Source organism: Devosia ginsengisoli, from assembly GCF_007859655.1.
Lineage (GTDB): Bacteria > Pseudomonadota > Alphaproteobacteria > Rhizobiales > Devosiaceae > Devosia > Devosia ginsengisoli.
This window is the reverse complement of the sequence record NZ_CP042304.1, coordinates 2,203,041-2,221,220: the sequence shown is the minus strand read 5'-3', so window position 1 is coordinate 2,221,220 and position 18,180 is coordinate 2,203,041. Positions and strand designations below refer to the sequence as shown.

The following is an 18,180-nucleotide window of genomic DNA, read 5'->3' as shown; positions in this document are numbered from 1 at the left end:
GCCCTCGCTTACCTTCACCTTCCGAACGATAGTTTACGACTTCTCAAAGTGTTGCGGCCAGAGTTGAGCCAGTACTCTCGCGCGAGGCCGGCCGTGGCTATCCTGACCTTTCTGCAGGGGGTGATGAACTGGTTCATCCCCGCGCATCTCAGTGGCGACCTGCATACGCGCAAGCGGGTGCAGATGTTCATCATCAGCCACATTTTCGGGCCGATCATCGCCACGCCCATTCCGCTTTTCCTGTGGTTCGCCGATCCGCAGCCGCTGTGGCATGTGCCGATCCTGGCGGCATCCATCTACGGTTTCTGGCCGTTCCTGGCGCTGGTGAAGCTGTTTCCGCGCGCCTATACGCCGCTGGCCATGGCCTCGGTGCTGAACCTGACCTTCTGCATCATGTGGGGCACCTACAATTACGGCGGCACCTCTTCGCCCTTCCTGGTGTGGCTGGTGCTCGTGCCGCTGCTCGCCTTCATGTATCTGGGCTCGACCTGGACGGCGCGCGTTTTCGTTTTCAGCCAGATCACGCTGGGCATTGTCGCGCTGTATGGCTTCTATCTCTATGGCGACTTCCCGACCCATATTCCGGTCGAAAACATGGTTGTCGCCGGGGTGCTGTCGGCGCTGGGCTCGAACATCTACGTGTTCATGATGGCCGCCTATTATTCGAGCGTGGTGGACAGCCAGTCCGAGCTGATCAAGGAAATCGACCGGCACCAATATACGCTCAAGGCGCTGACCCAGGCCAAGGACGAGGCCGAGCGGGCCAATGGCGCCAAGTCGGAATTCCTCGCCAAGATGAGCCATGAACTGCGTACGCCGCTCAATGCGGTGCTGGGCTATTCGGAAATCCTGCTGGAAGATGCCGAGCTCGACGGGCGCGGCGAACAGATCGCGGACCTGCAGAAGATCAGCGCGGCGGGCAAGCACCTGCTGGCCATGGTCAACGACATTCTCGACATTTCCAAGATCGAGGCGGGCAAGATGGCCCTGCATCTGGAAAACGTCGATCTCGACAAGCTGATCGACGACGTCGAAGCCACGGCGCGGCCGCTGGCGGCCAAGAATACCAACAGTTTCTCGGTCGAAAAGCGATCGGAACTGGGCACCGTCAGGGCCGACGCGACCAAGCTGCGCCAGGCCATTTTCAACCTGCTCTCCAACGCCGCCAAGTTTACGCAGAACGGGCAGATCACCCTGGCCGCATCGCGGAACGCGGAATGGCTGGAAATCGCCGTGATCGATAGCGGCATCGGCATTTCGCGTGAGCAGCAGAATGCGCTGTTCTCCAATTTCACCCAGGCCAATTCCAGGATTGCTGCGGTCTATGGCGGAACGGGGCTGGGCCTGTCGCTGAGCCAGAATCTGTGCCGGCTGATGGGCGGGCAGATCGAGATCGAAAGCGAGTTGGGCAAGGGCAGCCGCTTTACCATTCGCCTGCCGGCGCCTTCAGAGCAGTCCGCAGCAGGGCAGGCGGCTCCGATAGCGCGGGCAGCGGTGCAGGACGAGGCGTTTCTGGCTGAAAGCGAGGCCGAGGCCGATCAGCGCAAGGCCGGTTTTGCAGCGATGAGCGGGCATATGCCGGACCACGAGCGGCGCCCGCGCCTGCTGGTGGTGGATGACGACCGCGCTTTCCTCGAACTGGCCGAGCGGCTGTTCATGAAGGAAGACTATACCCCGATCTGCACGGACGCCCCGCAATCAGCGCTGCAGATTGCCCGCACCGTCAAGCCGGCGGCGATCTTCCTCGATATCCTGATGCCCGGTTTCGACGGCTGGGACGTGCTGGCGGCGCTCAAGGCCGATCCGGTGACATCAGATATTCCGGTTTTCATGATCTCTATCCTCAGCGAACGCGCCAAGGCGCTGGCGGCGGGAGCTGATGGCATCGTGATGAAGCCGTTCGACGCCAGCAAGGTCAAGGCGGCGCTGGCGGGGCTCAAGGCGGTGCGTGGCCAGCCGCGCGCCAAGGCTGCCAACGCATAGGGAATATCAATATGGCGCTGGTTCTCATTGTCGAAGACAACCCGATCAATCGCGACGTGCTCGGCCGGCGGCTGGAGCGGCGCGGCTTTTCCATCCGCTTCGCCGAAGACGGCCCCAGTGGCATTGCCGCGGCCAGGACGCTGATGCCTGATGTGATCCTCATGGATATCGGGCTGGGCGAAATGGATGGTTGCGAGGCCACGCGCCGTATCCACGCCGACCCCGAAACGGCGGCCTTGCCGATCATTGCCCTGACGGCGAGTGCGTTCGAAAGCGATCGCGCCAAGGCGCTGGCGGCTGGCTGCATCGACTTTGACACCAAGCCGGTGGATCTGCCGCGCCTCCTGGGCAAGATGCAGGCCGTGCTCGGTCCGAAGATGCCCGAAGCCGCGATGAATTTCGGCTAGGGATCTTCACCTCTCCCTTTGGGAGAGAGGTGAAGAGAGATCACCCCGCCTTGGCCAGCCTTATGGTGAGCGTTTCGCGCAGGTGGGCGAAGTCGAGCGGCTTCTGATGCACATGCGGGCGGTTGAGGCCCATGAGTTCGGCGGTGCGCTGCACCATGCTCAGCGTCTGCTCGTCCTGGCCGCTGACGATGATGAGGTCGCCGGGGTAACGCGCCTCTGCGAGCAGGCGGAAGAGCTCGATGGCGTCGACATGGGGCATGGAAATGTCCACCGCCATGACATCGGGGCGTAGGGCGGCGACGAGATTGATCACCCCGCGCGAGTCGGAAGTAGCAAAGGCGTCATAGCCGCAACGCTCCGCCACCCGAACGATCAGTTCGGCTGACGGGGCGTCGTCATCGACGGCTAAGAGCTTAGGGGCCATCGCAATCTCCGTGTCAGGCCGCAGCGGTCGCTGCACGGGCGGGACCCGTATCCTGCCGGCCCTCGTGGCCGAGGCGGTATTCGAGATCGGCTTCGCGCATGGCGCTGGCCAGAATGGCCACGACCTGGTCGATATCGTCGCGCGTATGGGCGGCCATGACCTGGAAGCGGAAGCGGGCGCCGCCCTGCGGCACGGCGGGATATTCCACCAGATTGGCGATGCCGCCCATGGCCATCAGGTGCCGGCTGGCAAAGCGCCCGACGCCTTCGAGCCCCAGGCTCACCGGCACGATGGGCGAGGGGTCGCCCAGGGTCTGGAGGCCCGCCCGGGTCATTTCGGCGCGCAGGTAGAGGATGTTGTCCATCAGCTTGCGGCGCAGCAGGCGGCCCTCTTCGGAACGCACGATATTGAGTGCGCAGAGCACCGACGCCGCCTGTACCGGCGAAAGCGCGTTCGAGAAGGTGTGGGTGGCGCTGTAATATTTGAGATATTCGGCGGTGGCGCGGCTCTTGACCGCGATGAAGCCGCCATTGGAGCCGAAGGTCTTGGAGAAGCTGCCGATGATGATATCGGCGGCGTCGAGCGCATTCTGCAGGCCGAGATGGCCCAGGCCGTCCTCGCCGATGGAGCCCAGGTCGTGGGCGCAATCGACCAGCAGCGTGGCGCTGAATTCGTTGCACAGCGCGCGCATGGCCAGCAGGTCCGGCGTGTCGGAATGCATCGAGAACAGGCTCTCGGTGACCACCAGGATGCCGTTGACCTGGTCGCTGGCGCGGATGCGCTGCAGTTTGCGGGCCAGAGCTTCGAGGTTGAGATGGCCGTGATAGTGGATGTTCTGGGTGGCCGCCTTGGCGCCCTCCTGCAGGCAGGAATGGGCCAGGATATCCATCACGACATGGTCGTTGCCGCGCACGAAGCCCTGTACCGAGCCGTAGCCGGCAGCCCAGCCGGTGGGGTAGAGCACGATCTCGCGACCCCCGAGGAATTCGGACAGCCCCTGTTCGAGCAGTAGTGAATTGGCGGTGTTGCCGAGCAAGGCGGCCGAGCCGGCGCTATGGACGCCGTATTCGTTGATCGCCTCGATGGCGGCGGCCTTGACGGCGGGATGGGATGACAGGCTCAGATAGTCCTGGCTGGCGAAATTGATGCCGGCAAAAATTTCGCCGGTGTCGCTGCGGGCTTCGCAGCGCGCTTGGGGAGCGGTGGAGGTCGAACGGGCATAGGGCCAGAGCTCATGCTCGCGCCGCAGGTTCTGCCAGTCATAGAAGCCGTCGGTCCGGGCGATCAGGTCCGGGCCCTCGGGGCTGCGGAAGTCACGCAGGCTGCCGGTCAGTGCGGCTTCGGGGACCAAATTGGTCTTGATAGTCATGGACGCTCTCCAAATGAGACTTTTCGCCTCTTCGGTATGAAAAACTACTGATGTCATTTAAAAAACGACTTAATCGTCTCGGTTTATTTTGAGTAACCTGCGTTTCTTCAGATTTGAGCTTAATGAACAGTAATACTGGAGTATTCTTGCGAATAGGTGGCGCTACATACGCAAAATTAAGTGGTATCGCTGCAGGTTAAGGTATGAGTGTCATACCGGTCTGGGGCCTGATTTCTCGTATCAACGGCTTTGTCGATCGCGCCATCGGGGCGGACGATCTGTCACCGCATGTGCGCGACAAGCTGCTGCGCCAGCAGCTCGGGTCGGTGACGCAGATGGCGCCGGCCGTACTGGCGGCTTCGCTGGCGGTCTCGGCGGTGTTCCTGGCCCTGACCTGGCAGACGGCACAGTTCTGGTCGATCCTTGCGGCGACCAGCATCATCATCGCCATCGGGCTGCACGGTTCCTACCTGGCTTTCGTGCATCCGCGGAAACAAGCTGAAGGCCCGCCGCGCAATGCGGTCATTCGCACCATTATCTATGCCATGGCGCTGGGCGCCCTCTGGGGCTTCATATTGAACGTGCTGCCGCTGGGGCAGGACCCGGCCATTCGCAGCGCCGCCACTGTTGGTACGGGCGGCCTGCTCTGCATCTCGATGATGGCCCTGATGGTCTATCCACAGGCCCTGGCGGCGTTCTCCGTCCCGCTCATCGTCGGTGCGCTGAGCATGGTACCCGGGCTCGATTCCACGCGCGAAATCTGGATGTATGGCACGCTGCTGACGGTTTTTACCTTCGTCATGGTGGTCATCTCGCTCAACCATGCGGCGGGCTTCGTGGCGCATCGTGCCTCGGAAACCCAGCTCAAGGAGAGGGGGGAGATCATCGGCCTGCTGCTGCGCGAATTCGAGCAGAGCAAATCGGACTGGATCTGGGGCTTTGATGCCGATGGCGCCATCAACCGTATGTCGGCGGGTTTCACCACGGCGACCGGCGTGGCCGAGGAGGCGCTGGTGGGCGCCGATTTCGTGCATTTCCTGCGTTGCATCACGCCGCCCAATGATCCGCTGATGGCGCATCTGGAGCAGGATGTGCTGGAGCAACAGACCTTCCAGGATATCGAATTGCAGGTGACTGCCGATGGTAGGGAGTGCTGGTGGAGCCTGACGGGCAAGCCGGCCTTCGACGAGGGCGGCAACTATCTGGGTTATATCGGCACCGGCTCGGACGTGACCGAGCGCAAGCTGGCGGAACGCCGCATTACCATGCTGGCGCATCACGACCCGATGACGGGCCTGCTCAACCGCACCAAATTCACCGAACAGCTCAATTCCTGCGTGGCGCGGCTGGAGCGCTACGGCACGCCGTTTTCGGTGATGTTCCTCGATCTGGACCAGTTCAAATCGGTCAATGACAGTCGTGGCCATATGGCCGGTGACCGGTTGCTGACACAGGTGGCGCGGCGCATCCAGGGGCTGGTGCGCGAAAACGACCTGGTGGCGCGGCTGGGCGGCGACGAATTCGCCGTTATCCTGCCCAATGATTGCAACGTGGACAGTGTCGGCCCCCTGGCCGCCCGCATGATCGAGGAGATCAAGCAGGTCTATGTGATCGATGACGAGCAGATCAATATCGGGGTCAGCATTGGCATTGCCATGGCGCCGATGAACGGGACGCGGCCGGACCAGATCCTGCGCAATGCCGACCTGGCGCTCTATCGGGCTAAGGCGGATGGACGGTCGGTCTATCGCTTCTTCGAGAGCCAGATGGATTCCGAAGCCCGCGAACGGCGGCTGCTGGAAGTGGAATTGCGCGACGCGATCAAGAACAATGAACTGGTGCTCTACTACCAGCCGCTGGTTTCGGCGGAAGATGCGCGGCCGACGGGCTTCGAGGCGCTGGTGCGGTGGAACCACCCGATCCGCGGGCTGGTGGCACCGGCCGAGTTCATTCCGATTGCCGAGCAGTCCAACCTCATCGTCGATATCGGCGACTGGACGATCGAGCAGGCCTGCCTGGCCGCGGTCAACTGGCCGGAACACCTGACGGTCGCGGTGAACCTATCGGCCAAGCATTTCCGCCGCTCGGACATTTCCGTGGTGGTCAAGCGCGCGCTGGCCATGTCGGGGCTGGCCGCGCCGCGGCTGGAGATCGAAATCACCGAAGGCCTGCTGATGGAGAACCCGGAAGCGGTGGTGGAAAAGCTGGGCGAAATCCGCGCGCTGGGCGTGACCATTGCCATGGATGATTTCGGCACCGGCTATTCGAGCCTGAGCTACCTGCTCAAATTCCCCTTCGACAAGATCAAGATCGACCGGAGCTTCGTCGATGCCTCGAGCGACGACGAAGTGGCGCGCGACATCCTCAAAGCCATCGCCTCGCTGGGCAAGACGCTGAAGCTCAAGATCACCGCCGAGGGCGTGGAGACGCAGGCGCAGGCGGAGTTCCTGTCCGGGATAGCCTGCCATCAGTTGCAGGGCTTCTACTTTGCCAGGCCGCTCGACCATATCGACCTGCCGCATTACCTGCTGACGCATGTACTGCCGCAAGCCCCGGCGCTGAAGGCCGAGGCGGAAGCCAAGCTCGCCGCGCTGGCGGGCTAGGGCGAAGACGAGTCCTTGCCGGATACCCCCTCCTAACCTCCCCCTGATAGGGGGAGGAACAGATCGGGCGTGCGGCGCGATGTTGCTCCATCTACTGGCCAGATTCCTCCCCCTATCAGGGGGAGGCTAGGAGGGGGTACTCCAATATCTCAGTCTTCCAGCAGGTACCCGCCGGCACGCGCCGGCAGTATGTCCTTGCCGACGATCTTGGCGATGGCGCCGCCGCGCACCACGTATTTGCCCATGACGCGTGACAGCACGAAGCCATCGGTGCCCGACAGGATCGGGCGGCGGGCGACGAAGGCTTCCGGACCGTCCATGGCGATGAGGTCGGCAATAGGTTGACCCTTGCTGACCCGGTCGCCGAGTTCCACACGATAGGCCAAAAGGCCCGGCGCATCGGCGCGGAGCACTTCGGTGGCTTCGAAGGGCGTTGGTGCCGGCGCCGCGGTAGGCTTGCGACCGGGATCGGCGGCGATGAGGCCGCGGCTGGCAAAGAAGCCGTATAGGCCGGCGGCATCTTCCTGGCCGATGGCGTCGAAGCTGTCGGCGCGGCCGCGATATTCGAGGGTTGCGGTTTCGGCGCCTGATGGAATCGGATGGTCGGGATTGGCGAGGCGCGCCTTGCGATAGAGGGACGGCAGCACCTCATCGAACGAGCCACCGCCGCTATCCTCGGCGGTCAGCGTCGCGGCGACACCCATCCAGTCGGCCAGGTCCTGCAGGCAGGGCATCAGCTCGGGCGAGGTGAAAATGTGCTTGAGGCTGTCGTCGTCGCAATGGAGGTCCAGCACGATATCGGCGGCAACGGCCGATTTGAGCACGGCCAGGCGCAGGCGCTGGATGGCGGTGCCGGGTTGCTGGCTGTCGATCCAGGCGGCAACGGCGGCGCGGATGGTGGCGATATTGGCCTTGGGATCGTCGGTCAGCTTGCCGGCGATGTCCTGAGCGATATGGGGATAGAGATCGGGCCAGCGGCGGTTGTAGTTGACGCCCGTCTCGACGTCATAGCGGCCGATGTGATGGCGCAGGGAATAGTTGGCGAGGCCCAGCGGATTGACCGAGGGGAAGATGGTGAATTGCGCTTTGAGCTGCCCGGCGGCATCGGCCTCGCGCAGCTTGGGCAGCAGATGGTGTAGCGCCATGGTGCCCGGCTGTTCGTCGGCATGAAGGGCTGCCTGCAGGTGCACGCGGGTTTCGGCATCGGCGGGACCGGCCGTGTACCAGTAGAGATCGGTGGCGGTGCCGGGCGTATCGCCCGTCAATACCGTGCGGTGCAGTTCAAAGCTCATATCTTTTCTCTCAGCGCAGCCATTTGGGCGCAAAGCGCAGACCCGGCGCTGCCGGCATATGGCGCATCAGCCGGCGATAGACCAGCCCGAACAGGAAGAAAACCACCAGCGACACGGCGAGGAACCAGAGCGCGGCGACGGAGAAATGCAGGAAGGCATTATAGTCGCGCTCGAACAATTCCTTGGCCGTTATCATCAGGTCTTTCTGCTGGCCGATGACGGGCAAAGCGAAATAGACGATGGCCGTGGCGTGGAACAGGAACACCACTTCATTGGTATAGGCCGGCCAGGCGAGGCGGATGAGATTGGGCCAGATGACGCGGCGGAACTGCTGGCTCCGGCTCATGCCATAGGCGCGGGCGGCCTCGACTTCGCCGCGCGGTACGGCGCGCAGTGCGCCATAGAAGATTTCGGCGGTGTAGGCGGCGGTATTGAGGGTCAGCACCAGCGGGCCGATGAACAAGGGGTGCAGCACGAACCAGGACAGGCCCATCGGCTTCCAGATGCTGACATTGAACGAGAGCGCCAGCGAATAGAGCATGAAGAACTGGATGAAGAGCGGCGAGCCGCGGAAGGCGTAGATATAGCCACGGCTCAGCCGCGACATCAGCGGATTGGGCGAAGCTTTGCCCAGCGCCAGGAAGACGGCGAAGATGAAGCCGATGGGGATGGAGGCGGCGGCGAAATAGATATTGAACGCCACGGCTGGGCCGAACAGCGCGATTTCCTGGAAGAGGCGTTCCATCAGCCGCGCACCTCGCTCAATATGCCGCGACCGGCGCGACGCATGATGGCTTCGAAGGCCTTTTCGGAGAGCAGGGTCACGAGAATGTAGAAGAGGAAGAGCACGAGGTAGTAGCGCCAGCGCCAGTCCTCATGCACGAGGCCTACGGCGGGCAGGAAATTGGGCGCGCCGAGCCTATCGGCCCACAGCACGATATCGGCGATTTGCAAGAGGCTCAGCAGGGAGGTCGCCTTGATGATCAGCATCCAGACATTGGAGAGGCCGGGCAGGGCATAGACCCACATCTGGCGGATATGGACGCGCCAGAGCAGTTGGCTGGCACTCATGCCATAGGCGCGCGCGGCTTCGAGCTGCCCCTTGGGCACCGAGCGCAGCGCACCATGGATGACATTGGTGGCAAAGGCGCCATAGACCAGGCCGAGCGAGACCGAAGCGAGGATCAGGTATTCCGGCGTGCCGAGGAACCAGTTGGCTTCCTTGCAGGGCGGCCAGGCGGCGGACTGGGCCGCGATCAACTCGGGCGTGCAGACCTGGCTGGCGATGAACCATTCCACCGTCTGCTCGAACGCCAGCGGAAAGAACAGGAAGAACAGCACATCGGGCACGCCGCGCACGATCGAGGAATAGATCGTGCCGATGAGGCGCAGCGGAAAGAACCGCGAATTCTTGAGCGTGGCGCCGATCAGGCCGAAGACCACGGCCAGCGTTCCGCCGAACAAAGCGGCGAAGATGGTGAACTGGAAACTGGCATACCAGGTGAGGTGCTTGCCATTGGTGAGATAGCTCAGCCAGAAGGCGATATCTTCGCTCATGGGCTGACGGTCCGGGGCAATGACGCTGGCATTGGCAGTCTTTCAGGAGAAAGCCGGGGTGGGCGACCCACCCCGGCAAGCCGGATTATTCGGCGAAATACGGCCCGCGGCCCTCGAACCACTGGGCGATCAGCTTGTCGACGGTGCCGTCGGCCTTGAGCGCGGTCAGGGCATCGTTGAACGTGGCCTTGAGTTCGGCTTCGTCCTTGCGGACGCCGGCGCCAACGCCGTCGCCGATCATCACGTCTTCGCCGACGAATTCCATCGCGCCACCCGAAGCGGTGACGACCGGCTCGAGATAGGCGCCATCGGCCAGGATGGTGTCCAGATTGCCGGCGGCCAGATCGGCCATGGCCTGGTCGGCGGTGCCGAAGGAGACCACAGTATTGGTCGCGCCGAGGTTTTCCTCGGCATAGGCGGCCTGGATGGTGCCGCCCTGGACGCCAACGCGCTTGCCTTCAAGGGCGGACGGGTCGATGTCGGAGCCGGCAGCGGCGATGAACTTGGACGGATCGGGCGGGAAGTAGTTCTGGGTGAAGTCGATGGTTTCGAGACGCTCGTCGGTGATCGACATGCCGGCCATGATCACGTCGTAGTTGCCGGCGAGCAGGTTCGGAATGATCGAATCCCAGTCATTGGTGATCCATTCGCAGGTAAGGCCTGCCTGGGCGCAGATGGCGTTGCCGAGGTCGATTTCGAAGCCGGCAGGGGCGCCGCTGTCGTCGAGGAAGTTCCAGGGCGCGTAGGCGCCTTCGGTGGCGATGCGCACCGTTTCCTGCGCCTGGGTCGCAGAGCCGAGGGCCAATGTGGCCACTGCCGCGAGGATGAGCTTCTTCATCTGTTTCTCCGTTGGTTTTTCTTGTTGTCGTGCCCGTTGTCCGGGCTTTGTCATCAGCGCCTTCATTCGTGGCTGGCGGCGTTGAGGAATTGCTTGAGGCGCGTGGATTTCGTGGCGCCGAAGACCTGTTCGGGCGTGCCTTCTTCCTCGATCATGCCCTGATGCAGGAAGATGACGCGGTCGCTGACCGAGCGGGCAAATTCCATGTCATGGGTGACCAGGATCATGGTTCGGCCTTCATCGGCCAGCACCTTGATGACGCGCAGCACCTCGACTTCGAGTTCGGGGTCGAGCGCCGAGGTTGGCTCGTCGAACAGCATGACGCGCGGATTGATGCAGAGGGCGCGGGCAATGGCGGCGCGCTGCTGCTGGCCGCCGGAAAGCTGGGCGGGGTAGGCATCGGCCTTTTCGCTGATGCCGACCTTGGCCAGCATGGCGAGCGCTTCTTCCCGCACTTCGCCATGGGCGCGCTTCTGTACGATGAGCGGCGCCTCCATGACGTTTTCGAGGATGGTGAGATGGGCCCAGAGGTTGAAGCTCTGGAACACCATGCCCAGCTCGGAGCGAATGCGGCGGATCTGGCCTTCATCGGCAATCTGGCGGTGTGGCCCCGCGCCGTGCAGCTTGATCTCCTCGCCATCGATGGCGACCGAACCGCTATCGGGCACTTCGAGCATGTTGATGCAGCGCAGCATGGTCGACTTGCCCGAGCCCGAGGAGCCGATCAGCGAGACGACTTCGCCCTCGCTTGCGGCAAATGAAATACCCTTGAGCACTTCCAGCTTGCCGAACGATTTGTGCAAGTCGCGGATCGCCACGACAGGCCACTTCTCCGCGACGGCGGCAGCAGCTTGCGCCATATTCATCCCTGGCCCGCCGAAACGGGCGCCTTCCTGAGCGGTGATTGCCTTTTTCTTGAGGCTGGCAATCTTGACCGCCGTCAAGAAAAGCAAAAGCGCGACATATAGCAAGGGAAATGATGTTTTCGGCAGCACGTGACTGAGGAAGGTGCGGCTCGCCAGTGCCGCGGGTCTGACTTATGGTGCGCCGCAAATTGATGAGGCTGCGGCATGTTCTATGCGATTTCCAAGGTGTTCTGGCTGCTGGCACAACCGGTGAGCCTGGCCTTCCTGCTCGGTCTCGCTGCGCTGGTTCTGATCATGGTGGGGTGGCGGCGGTCGGGTGTGGTGCTGGGCGTTCTGGGCCTGCTGGTACTGGGTGTCGCCAGTTTCACCAATGTGGGAGCGGTGGTGATCGCGCCGCTCGAGGCCCGGTTCGCGCGCCCGGCCGAACTGCCCGAAAGCGTGGGTGCCATCGTCCTGCTGGGCGGGGCGACGTCCGCCCGGGTCAGTACGGCGCGGCAGGTCACCGAAACCAGCGAGGCGGGCGACCGGCTGATCGAGACCATCTGGCTGGCACAACGCTATCCCGCGGCGCGGATCGTGCTGACCGGCGGGGTGGCCGCCATCCTGGGTGAGACTGAATCCGAAGCGGTGACGATGCAGCGCCTGCTGCTGGCTTTCGGCATTGCGCCGGAGCGGGTGGTGCTGGAGGGCGAAGCGCGCAACACCGACGAGAATGCCGAATATACCAAGGCGCTGCTGGGGCCGGCGCCGGGCAATGTGCTGCTGGTGACCTCGGCCTTCCACATGCCGCGGTCGATGGGGCTGTTCCGCAAGGTCGGCATATCAGCCATGGCTTGGCCGACCGACTATCGCAGCACGGGCACGGAGAGTTTCGGGATCGACGTGGCCGAGCCCATGGCCAATCTGCTGACGGCAAGCGTGGCGATGAAGGAATGGATCGGGCTGGCGGTCTATCACTGGACCGGGCGGACGGATGATCTGCTGCCGGGTCAGGCCTCGAACTGATCGGCGGGCACGACAAGCCGATAGCGCACGCCATCGGGTTCGATGCCGAAATCGGCAGTGCCGCCCACCGACAGGGGCACGATGCGTTCGAGAACCAGCGTACCGAAATGGGGCTGGTGCTCGAGGCGCCAGGCGGGAATGCCGCTCTCGCGCCATTCGATGACGAGATCGGCGGCGCTGCCAGGCCGGTCTACCATGCGGGCATCGATCGTGACCTTGCCCGGCTCGCCATTGGCCAGGGCGCCATGCAGCACGGTATTTGCTCCCAATTCGTGGATGGCCAGGCCGATATGGAGCGAGGCATTAGGGCCGAGCAGCGGATTGACGCCGGTAATCCTGACATTGGCCAGGACCGACGGACCCAGCCGGACGAGTTGCGAAGCCACCAGTGACTGCAGATAGGCGCCGCGCCAGTTGCTCTCAGTCACCAGATCCTGCGTGCTGGACAGGGCGTGCAGGCGGCCGCGGAACTTGTCGAGGAAGTCCTCGGTGCCGGCGCTATGGCGGGCGGTCTGCATCGCGACCGATTGCACGATGGCGAGCAGGTTCTTGGAACGGTGGCTGACTTCGCGCAGCAGGGAGGCAACAGCCAGGTCGCGGGCGCGCCGGTCTGTCGTATCGGTCACGATGGCGGTGACGCCATCGCTATTGTCATCGGGCAGCAGGCGTATTTCGAAATGGCGTCGATGGGGGCTTTCACCGAGCTCAATTGCCAGCAGCTGTTCGGCGTTGTCGCGGCGGCAGCGATCATGGGCGGCGGCAAAATCGGCCGCGATCTCCGCCGGCAGGGCCTCGGCTTCACGCAGGCCGACCATGTCCTGGCGCGGCCAGCCTGGCGGGGAGGTTCTCGACGAAGTCGAAGTGGTGTTCGCCATCCTGGTGCAGGACGCAGATGCCCCCATGGCGCAGACCGAGTGACAAGGCGCGTAGCCTTGTCTGCGTCTGGCGGTCGGGCATCGAGGCTGGCATTGGGAAAATACTCGTGTAGTCGGCAGGAACGAGAACGGCTTCGCCGGGGCGAAGCCGTGTCAAACGCCGGGCCGTGCCGTCGGGGTGAAATCAGGCACGACGGAAGAAGCCCACGACGAGAGAGATGACCAGGAAAGCAAGGAACAGGAAGAACAGGATCTGCGCGATGCCGGCCGAGGCCCCGGCTATGCCACCGAAGCCGAGAACGCCGGCGATAAGCGCGATCACGAGGAAGACGAGTGCGTAGTAGAGCATGTCACTCTCCTTGGGCGAAGTTATTGAGGTGACAACGGTTCTGCCGTTCTCCGGTTCCTGACGCGCAACAAAAAAGGCCGGGATAACCCGACCTTTTTCATGCCTTTTGCGTTACCGGTCAGGCGGCGGCGCGCGAGCCTTCGTCGAAGAACAGCGCCTGGCTGATCAGCGCCTTCACCATGTCGGGGTTGAAGGGCTTGGTGACGAGGAAGGTCGGCTCCGGGCGTTCGCCCGTCAGCAGCCGTTCGGGGAAGGCGGTGATGAAGATCACCGGCACCGAATGGTGGTTGAGAATGTCGTTGACGGCGTCGATGCCCGAGCTGCCATCGGCCAGCTGGATATCGGCCAAGATCATGCGGGGCTGGGTCTGGGCAAACAGATTGACCGCTTCCTTATGGGTGCGGGCGACGCTCACCACCTTGTGACCCAGGCTCTCGACCAGTTGCTCGATATCCATGGCGATCAGCGGTTCGTCCTCGATGATCATGATCTCGGTCGCCACCTGGCGGGAAATCTCGATCGAGGCTTCCTCGAGCAGCGCGGCGAATTCAGTATCGGGAATGCCGAGGATTTCGGCGGCCTGCGCGTGGGTAAAGCCTTCCACGGCGACCAGCAGGAAAGCCTGGCGCGGCCGAGCGGCCAGATTGGCAAGATTGGTGGCAGCTCGCTTTTCCCACGCATAGGATGAGGTGGGTTGGGGCACTTTGACGGCCGCTGACGAGAACAGGGCGGAGAACAGCTTATAGAGCGCGATACGATCGTTGCTCGCTTCGGGAAACAGCGAAATATCGGCTATGAGAGCTTCCAGGGTGGCGGCCACATAAGCGTCGCCGGATGTCTGCGACCCGGTGACAGCGCGCGAAAACCGCCGCAGATACGGCAGGTGCGGAGCGATCCGCGTGGACAAAGTCATTAAGTGAACTCCCAGTGACGCTTTCGGCTCGTGATTACACGAAACCGGAAAACGAGGTTTCGCTACCAAAAGTTCCCGGTTTCGCGGAACTTTTTTGACTGGCACGCATTAAGATCGCCAAATACGGCATAACGCACAACACTCTGGCGGTCAGAACACGGCATGATGAAGGAAAAACTGGTGACCCAGCAACGTATGCGGACGCAGGCGGTGCGGGCAGACGACGGGCTGGGTCCGAATACGGACATTGGCGCACGGCTGCGCGCGCTATACGGAGCGGTCCAGGACGAAGGCGTCCCCGATCAACTGCTCGATCTGCTGGAAAAGCTTGATAGCGCCGAGCAGGCGCAAAAGACCAAGAATGCTGGCCGTGACGGGGAGTGACGGCGTGACCGGAGAACCAACGACGTTCAAGCGCGAGATGCTGGCGACGCTGCCCAGCCTGCGCGCCTTCGCCGTGTCGCTGACCGGCAAGCATGACAAGGCAGACGACCTGGTGCAGGACACCGTGATGAAGGCCTGGGCCAAGCAGTCCAGCTTCGAAATGGGCACCAATATCAAGGCCTGGCTCTTCACCATCCTGCGCAACGAATTCTATAGCCAGATGCGCAAGCGCGGCCGTGAGGTGCAGGATAGCGACGGCATCTTCACCGAGCGGCTGTCGGTGCATCCGGCACAGTATGGCTCGATGGACATGCAGGACTTCAAGAAAGCCCTGGCCCAATTGCCCGACGACCAGCGCGAAGCGGTCATCCTCATCGGCGCCTCCGGCTTTTCCTATGAAGAGGCGGCGGAGATTTGCGATTGTGCCGTGGGCACGATGAAGAGCCGGGTGAGCCGGGCCCGCACGCGACTGCAGGATATCCTCAAGATCAGCGGCGAGGCCGATTACGGCCCGGACGCGGTCTCGGCGCAGGTCACCACGAATAATCATTCGTTCTAGGAGTGAACGGCAAGCGCCTGGCGGACAGCGTCCGCCAGGGCGCCTTCCGGCACCGGCTTGATGACGACCGGCAGATCAGGCCGGTCGGCAAAGCTATGCTGCACGTCAAGGTCGCCGGTGACGAGCACGATCGGGATGCGCGCGGCCGCCAGGTCCTTTGCCAGTTGCATGGCCAGGGGATCACCCATGCGGGCTTCGATGATGGCAATGGCGATTTCGGGCCAACGGGCGCGCAATTGTTCGGCCTCGGCCGGCATGCGGGCGAACAGGGTCTGGCCCACGCCCAGCGTTTCGAGCATGCGCTGAACATCCAGCGCGATCAGGAACTCTTCTTCAACGATAAGCGCAGTCCGGCCGTTGAGCATGTGTTTCCGCAACCTTTTGGCCACTGATGGCGCTCAATCGAGGCAACTGTCATTTAAGTTTGACATGTCCGGGAACGGGTTGTGTCGCATTGCGTTGGCGTGGTGACATCCATTTCAGCGTCGATGGTGCTGCTTGAGCCTCGTTCTTCCCAGTTCCGGACGCAGGGTGCCCTGCGAGCAATGCCCGCTGCGGGCCATGCCCGGGTTCCGCGCATTCGAACCGATGGAACTGACCTTCATTTCCTCGTTCAAGACGGGCGAACTGGTCGCCGAGAGCGGCACGACGCTGCTGTCCGAGGGGAGCCACAGCGCTCATCTCTACACCCTGCTGTCGGGCTGGGCATTCCGTTACAAGACCCTGCCGGATGGGCGCCGGCAAATCCTGAACTACATGCTGCCCGGCGACCTGGTCGGCCTGCAGGGCTCGGTGATCGGGGAGATGCAGCATTCGGTGGAGGCCCTGTCGCCGCTGGTGCTGTGCGTGTTCCAGCGTGACCGGCTGAACGACCTGTTCCGCAATCATCCGGGCCTGGGCTTTGACATCACCTGGCTGGCGGCGCAGGAAGAGCGGATGCTGGACGATCACCTGCTCAGCCTGGGCCGCCGCACGGCGATGGAGCGGGCGGCCTATCTGATTGCGTTCCTCTACCACCGCGCCGCCTCGGTGGGGCTGACCTCGTCGCGCAATCTCTACCTGCCGATCACGCAGATGCATGTGGCCGATACGTTGGGCCTGTCCATCGTCCATACCAACAAGACGCTGCGCAAGCTTGCCGATCGCTCGCTGATCCGCTGGCTCGATCGCTCCTGCGAGGTGCTCGATGTATCGGGGCTGATGGAACTGGCGGGCTGGGACGGGCCGCCGGAGCGCCGGAGACCGCTGATATGAGCGGGTTTGCAGCCTCAAATCCGCCATCGCCATCCTCCATTGCGGGGCAGGAGAAAGGCCGCGGGCAGCTGGCGGCGCCGGGTAGATGAGCTTGATGAGCATTGCGAGCGGATTGGCCAGCCGGGTGCAGGATACGCAGAGGCGCTTCGGCCGGCGCCTGGCGGTTCTTGTATCGTTGACGCTGGTCGTGCTGGCGGCCGGGGCGGCGCTGGTGCTGGTGCAGGGCATCGACCGGCAGATCGGCGACGTGCTGCACACCTATGAAGTGCGCAACCACGCTCATGAACTCACCATTTCGCTCAGCGAGGCGGAAAGCAGCGAGCGCAGCTATCTGCTGACCAGCGACAAGCGCTATCTCGAGCCGTATCGGCGGGCCGTGGCCTCGATCGATACGCGCTTGCTCTCACTGGCTGCCGCGACACGCGACGATAGCGAGCAGTCGGCGACGGTGAGCGCCATCGCCAGCGAAATCGCCGGCAAGACCGCCAAGATGGCGCGAACCATCGAGCTGGTCGATGCCAACCGGGTGAGCGAGGCGCTGATGCTGATCCAGTCGCGCACCGGCGAGCGGGCAGTGGACAGCCTGCGCATCACGCTGGAGCAGTTCATCGGCGAGGAAAACGGCAAGCTGCTCGATCGCAACAGGCAGATCAACCAGTCCCGGCGCTGGCTGGTAGGGGCGATCATCGTCGCCTTGGCCGGTGCCGTGCTGCTGGCCTATATGCTGCTTTCCCGCACCCAACGGCAGTTCAGCGCGCTGGCGCGGAGCAGGCAGTTACTGGCGACGGAAAACGAGGTGCTGGAAGCCCATGTGGCGGAGCGCACGCAGGCCCTGGAGGAAGCGCGCGAGCATGCCGAGCGGGAGCGGCAGCGGGTCGAGGCTCTGCTGCAGGATGCGAACCATCGCATCGGCAATTCGCTGGCCACCGTGTCCTCGCTGCTCGGGCTGCAATTGTTGCGCACCAAATCCGATGAAGTGCGGGTGGCGCTGGAAGCGGCGCGATCGCGTGTGCATGCTGTCGCCTCGGCTCATCGCCGGCTGCGGCTGGGGGACGACCTGGAGACCGCCAGCGCCGATGAATTCCTCGACGCCGTGCTGGAAGACATCGCGTCGACTGCCAGCGAAGCCGACAATATCGAGCTGGTCGGGCAATTCGACCCCATCGTGGTGGGTGCGCGCGACGCGACTACGGTCGGCATACTGGTCGGCGAGCTAGTGACCAATGCGATCAAGCATGCCTTCCCCGCCGGTCGCGGCGGTACGGTCACCGTGGCGCTGAAACGCGACGACACAGGTGTGCCCAGGCTCAGCGTGGCCGATAATGGCGTGGGTATTGCCGGCGATCCGGGCGAGGGCGGGCTGGGCTCGGTCATCGTCCGGCAGCTGGCCAACCAGCTTGGCGGCGAACCGCGTTATGAACGGCGGGACGGCGGTGGGCTGAGCGTCAGCCTGTCGCTGCCCGGCATTGAAGACGTCGCGTCGTCGGACGCCGGCTGACCAG

Annotated in this window: 19 protein-coding genes; 8 read left to right on the top strand and 11 right to left on the bottom strand. The window is 63.3% G+C overall.

All coding sequences use genetic code 11. The features are described 5' to 3' along the window. Positions 1-93 precede the first annotated feature (93 nt). Entirely contained in the window at positions 94-1,983 is a 1,890-nt protein-coding gene (locus tag FPZ08_RS10875) for an ATP-binding protein (RefSeq protein WP_146290042.1), read from the top strand. Positions 1,984-1,994: 11 nt separating this feature from the next. Next, entirely contained in the window at positions 1,995-2,390 is a 396-nt protein-coding gene (locus FPZ08_RS10870; RefSeq protein ID WP_146290041.1) for a response regulator, read from the top strand. 40 nt (positions 2,391-2,430) lie between these two features. Here the strand turns inward: FPZ08_RS10870 and FPZ08_RS10865 are convergent, their stop codons facing one another. Both FPZ08_RS10865 and FPZ08_RS10860 read right to left on the bottom strand, forming a co-directional pair. Further along, positions 2,431-2,814, bottom strand: coding sequence for a response regulator (locus tag FPZ08_RS10865; RefSeq protein WP_146290040.1), 384 nt, complete (start codon positions 2,812-2,814; stop codon positions 2,431-2,433). 13 nt (positions 2,815-2,827) lie between these two features. Then, positions 2,828-4,183 carry an aminotransferase class I/II-fold pyridoxal phosphate-dependent enzyme gene (locus FPZ08_RS10860; protein WP_146290039.1) on the bottom strand — a complete coding sequence of 452 codons (1,356 nt, stop codon included), beginning with the start codon at positions 4,181-4,183 and terminating at the stop codon, positions 2,828-2,830. A 203-nt stretch (positions 4,184-4,386) separates the two neighbouring features. Between FPZ08_RS10860 and FPZ08_RS22610 the strand changes: the two genes are divergently transcribed. Further along, positions 4,387-6,786 (top strand): putative bifunctional diguanylate cyclase/phosphodiesterase, encoded by a 2,400-nt coding sequence (locus FPZ08_RS22610; protein ID WP_146290038.1) that lies wholly within the window; start codon positions 4,387-4,389, stop codon positions 6,784-6,786. A 149-nt stretch (positions 6,787-6,935) separates the two neighbouring features. On the opposite strand, the gene FPZ08_RS10850 is transcribed toward FPZ08_RS22610, so the two are convergent. The 5 genes from FPZ08_RS10850 to FPZ08_RS10830 form a co-directional block, all read right to left on the bottom strand. After that, entirely contained in the window at positions 6,936-8,078 is a 1,143-nt protein-coding gene (locus tag FPZ08_RS10850) for a succinylglutamate desuccinylase/aspartoacylase family protein (protein ID WP_146290037.1), read from the bottom strand. A 10-nt stretch (positions 8,079-8,088) separates the two neighbouring features. Beyond that, on the bottom strand, positions 8,089-8,823 hold the full coding sequence (locus FPZ08_RS10845) for an ABC transporter permease (RefSeq protein ID WP_146290036.1): 735 nt from the start codon (positions 8,821-8,823) through the stop codon (positions 8,089-8,091). Beyond that, a complete protein-coding gene (locus FPZ08_RS10840; RefSeq protein ID WP_146290035.1) occupies positions 8,823-9,635 on the bottom strand; it encodes an ABC transporter permease subunit in 813 nt (270 codons plus the stop codon). Before FPZ08_RS10840 ends, FPZ08_RS10845 begins: the two co-directional genes overlap by 1 nt. 85 nt (positions 9,636-9,720) lie before the next feature. Further along, a complete protein-coding gene (locus FPZ08_RS10835) occupies positions 9,721-10,473 on the bottom strand; it encodes a transporter substrate-binding domain-containing protein (RefSeq protein ID WP_146290034.1) in 753 nt (250 codons plus the stop codon). Positions 10,474-10,535: 62 nt separating this feature from the next. Further along, positions 10,536-11,339, bottom strand: a complete 804-nt coding sequence (locus FPZ08_RS10830) for an ABC transporter ATP-binding protein (protein ID WP_146293079.1) — start codon at positions 11,337-11,339, stop codon at positions 10,536-10,538. A gap of 204 nt (positions 11,340-11,543) precedes the next feature. On the opposite strand from FPZ08_RS10830, the gene FPZ08_RS10825 reads away from it, so the two are divergent. After that, the gene (locus FPZ08_RS10825) at positions 11,544-12,344 is read left to right on the top strand and encodes a YdcF family protein (protein WP_146290033.1); all 801 of its coding nucleotides are present in this window, start codon (positions 11,544-11,546) and stop codon (positions 12,342-12,344) included. Here the strand turns inward: FPZ08_RS10825 and FPZ08_RS10820 are convergent. From FPZ08_RS10820 to FPZ08_RS10810, 3 genes are all read right to left on the bottom strand, one after another. Next, a complete protein-coding gene (locus tag FPZ08_RS10820) occupies positions 12,329-13,159 on the bottom strand; it encodes a sensor histidine kinase (RefSeq protein ID WP_186767301.1) in 831 nt (276 codons plus the stop codon). The two genes, FPZ08_RS10825 and FPZ08_RS10820, sit on opposite strands and share 16 nt — an antisense overlap. A gap of 244 nt (positions 13,160-13,403) precedes the next feature. Next, complete coding sequence (locus FPZ08_RS10815) at positions 13,404-13,568, bottom strand: DUF1328 domain-containing protein (protein ID WP_146290031.1); 165 nt, start codon at positions 13,566-13,568, stop codon at positions 13,404-13,406. A 118-nt stretch (positions 13,569-13,686) separates the two neighbouring features. Further along, a complete protein-coding gene (locus tag FPZ08_RS10810; RefSeq protein ID WP_146290030.1) occupies positions 13,687-14,481 on the bottom strand; it encodes a response regulator in 795 nt (264 codons plus the stop codon). 180 nt (positions 14,482-14,661) lie between these two features. On the opposite strand from FPZ08_RS10810, the gene FPZ08_RS10805 reads away from it, so the two are divergent. After that, a complete protein-coding gene (locus FPZ08_RS10805; protein WP_425457587.1) occupies positions 14,662-14,865 on the top strand; it encodes a NepR family anti-sigma factor in 204 nt (67 codons plus the stop codon). 37 nt (positions 14,866-14,902) lie between these two features. Then, positions 14,903-15,424, top strand: a complete 522-nt coding sequence (locus tag FPZ08_RS10800) for an RNA polymerase sigma factor (RefSeq protein ID WP_246132900.1) — start codon at positions 14,903-14,905, stop codon at positions 15,422-15,424. Here FPZ08_RS10800 and FPZ08_RS10795 read toward each other — a convergent pair. After that, positions 15,421-15,789, bottom strand: a complete 369-nt coding sequence (locus tag FPZ08_RS10795) for a response regulator (protein ID WP_146290027.1) — start codon at positions 15,787-15,789, stop codon at positions 15,421-15,423. The genes FPZ08_RS10800 and FPZ08_RS10795 overlap by 4 nt on opposite strands. A 133-nt stretch (positions 15,790-15,922) precedes the next feature. Between FPZ08_RS10795 and FPZ08_RS10790 the strand changes: the two genes are divergently transcribed. After that, positions 15,923-16,678: a Crp/Fnr family transcriptional regulator gene (locus FPZ08_RS10790; protein ID WP_425457586.1), complete on the top strand. Its 756-nt coding sequence runs from the start codon at positions 15,923-15,925 to the stop codon at positions 16,676-16,678. A 94-nt stretch (positions 16,679-16,772) separates the two neighbouring features. Beyond that, entirely contained in the window at positions 16,773-18,176 is a 1,404-nt protein-coding gene (locus FPZ08_RS10785) for a sensor histidine kinase (protein WP_186767300.1), read from the top strand. Positions 18,177-18,180: the final 4 nt, after the last annotated feature.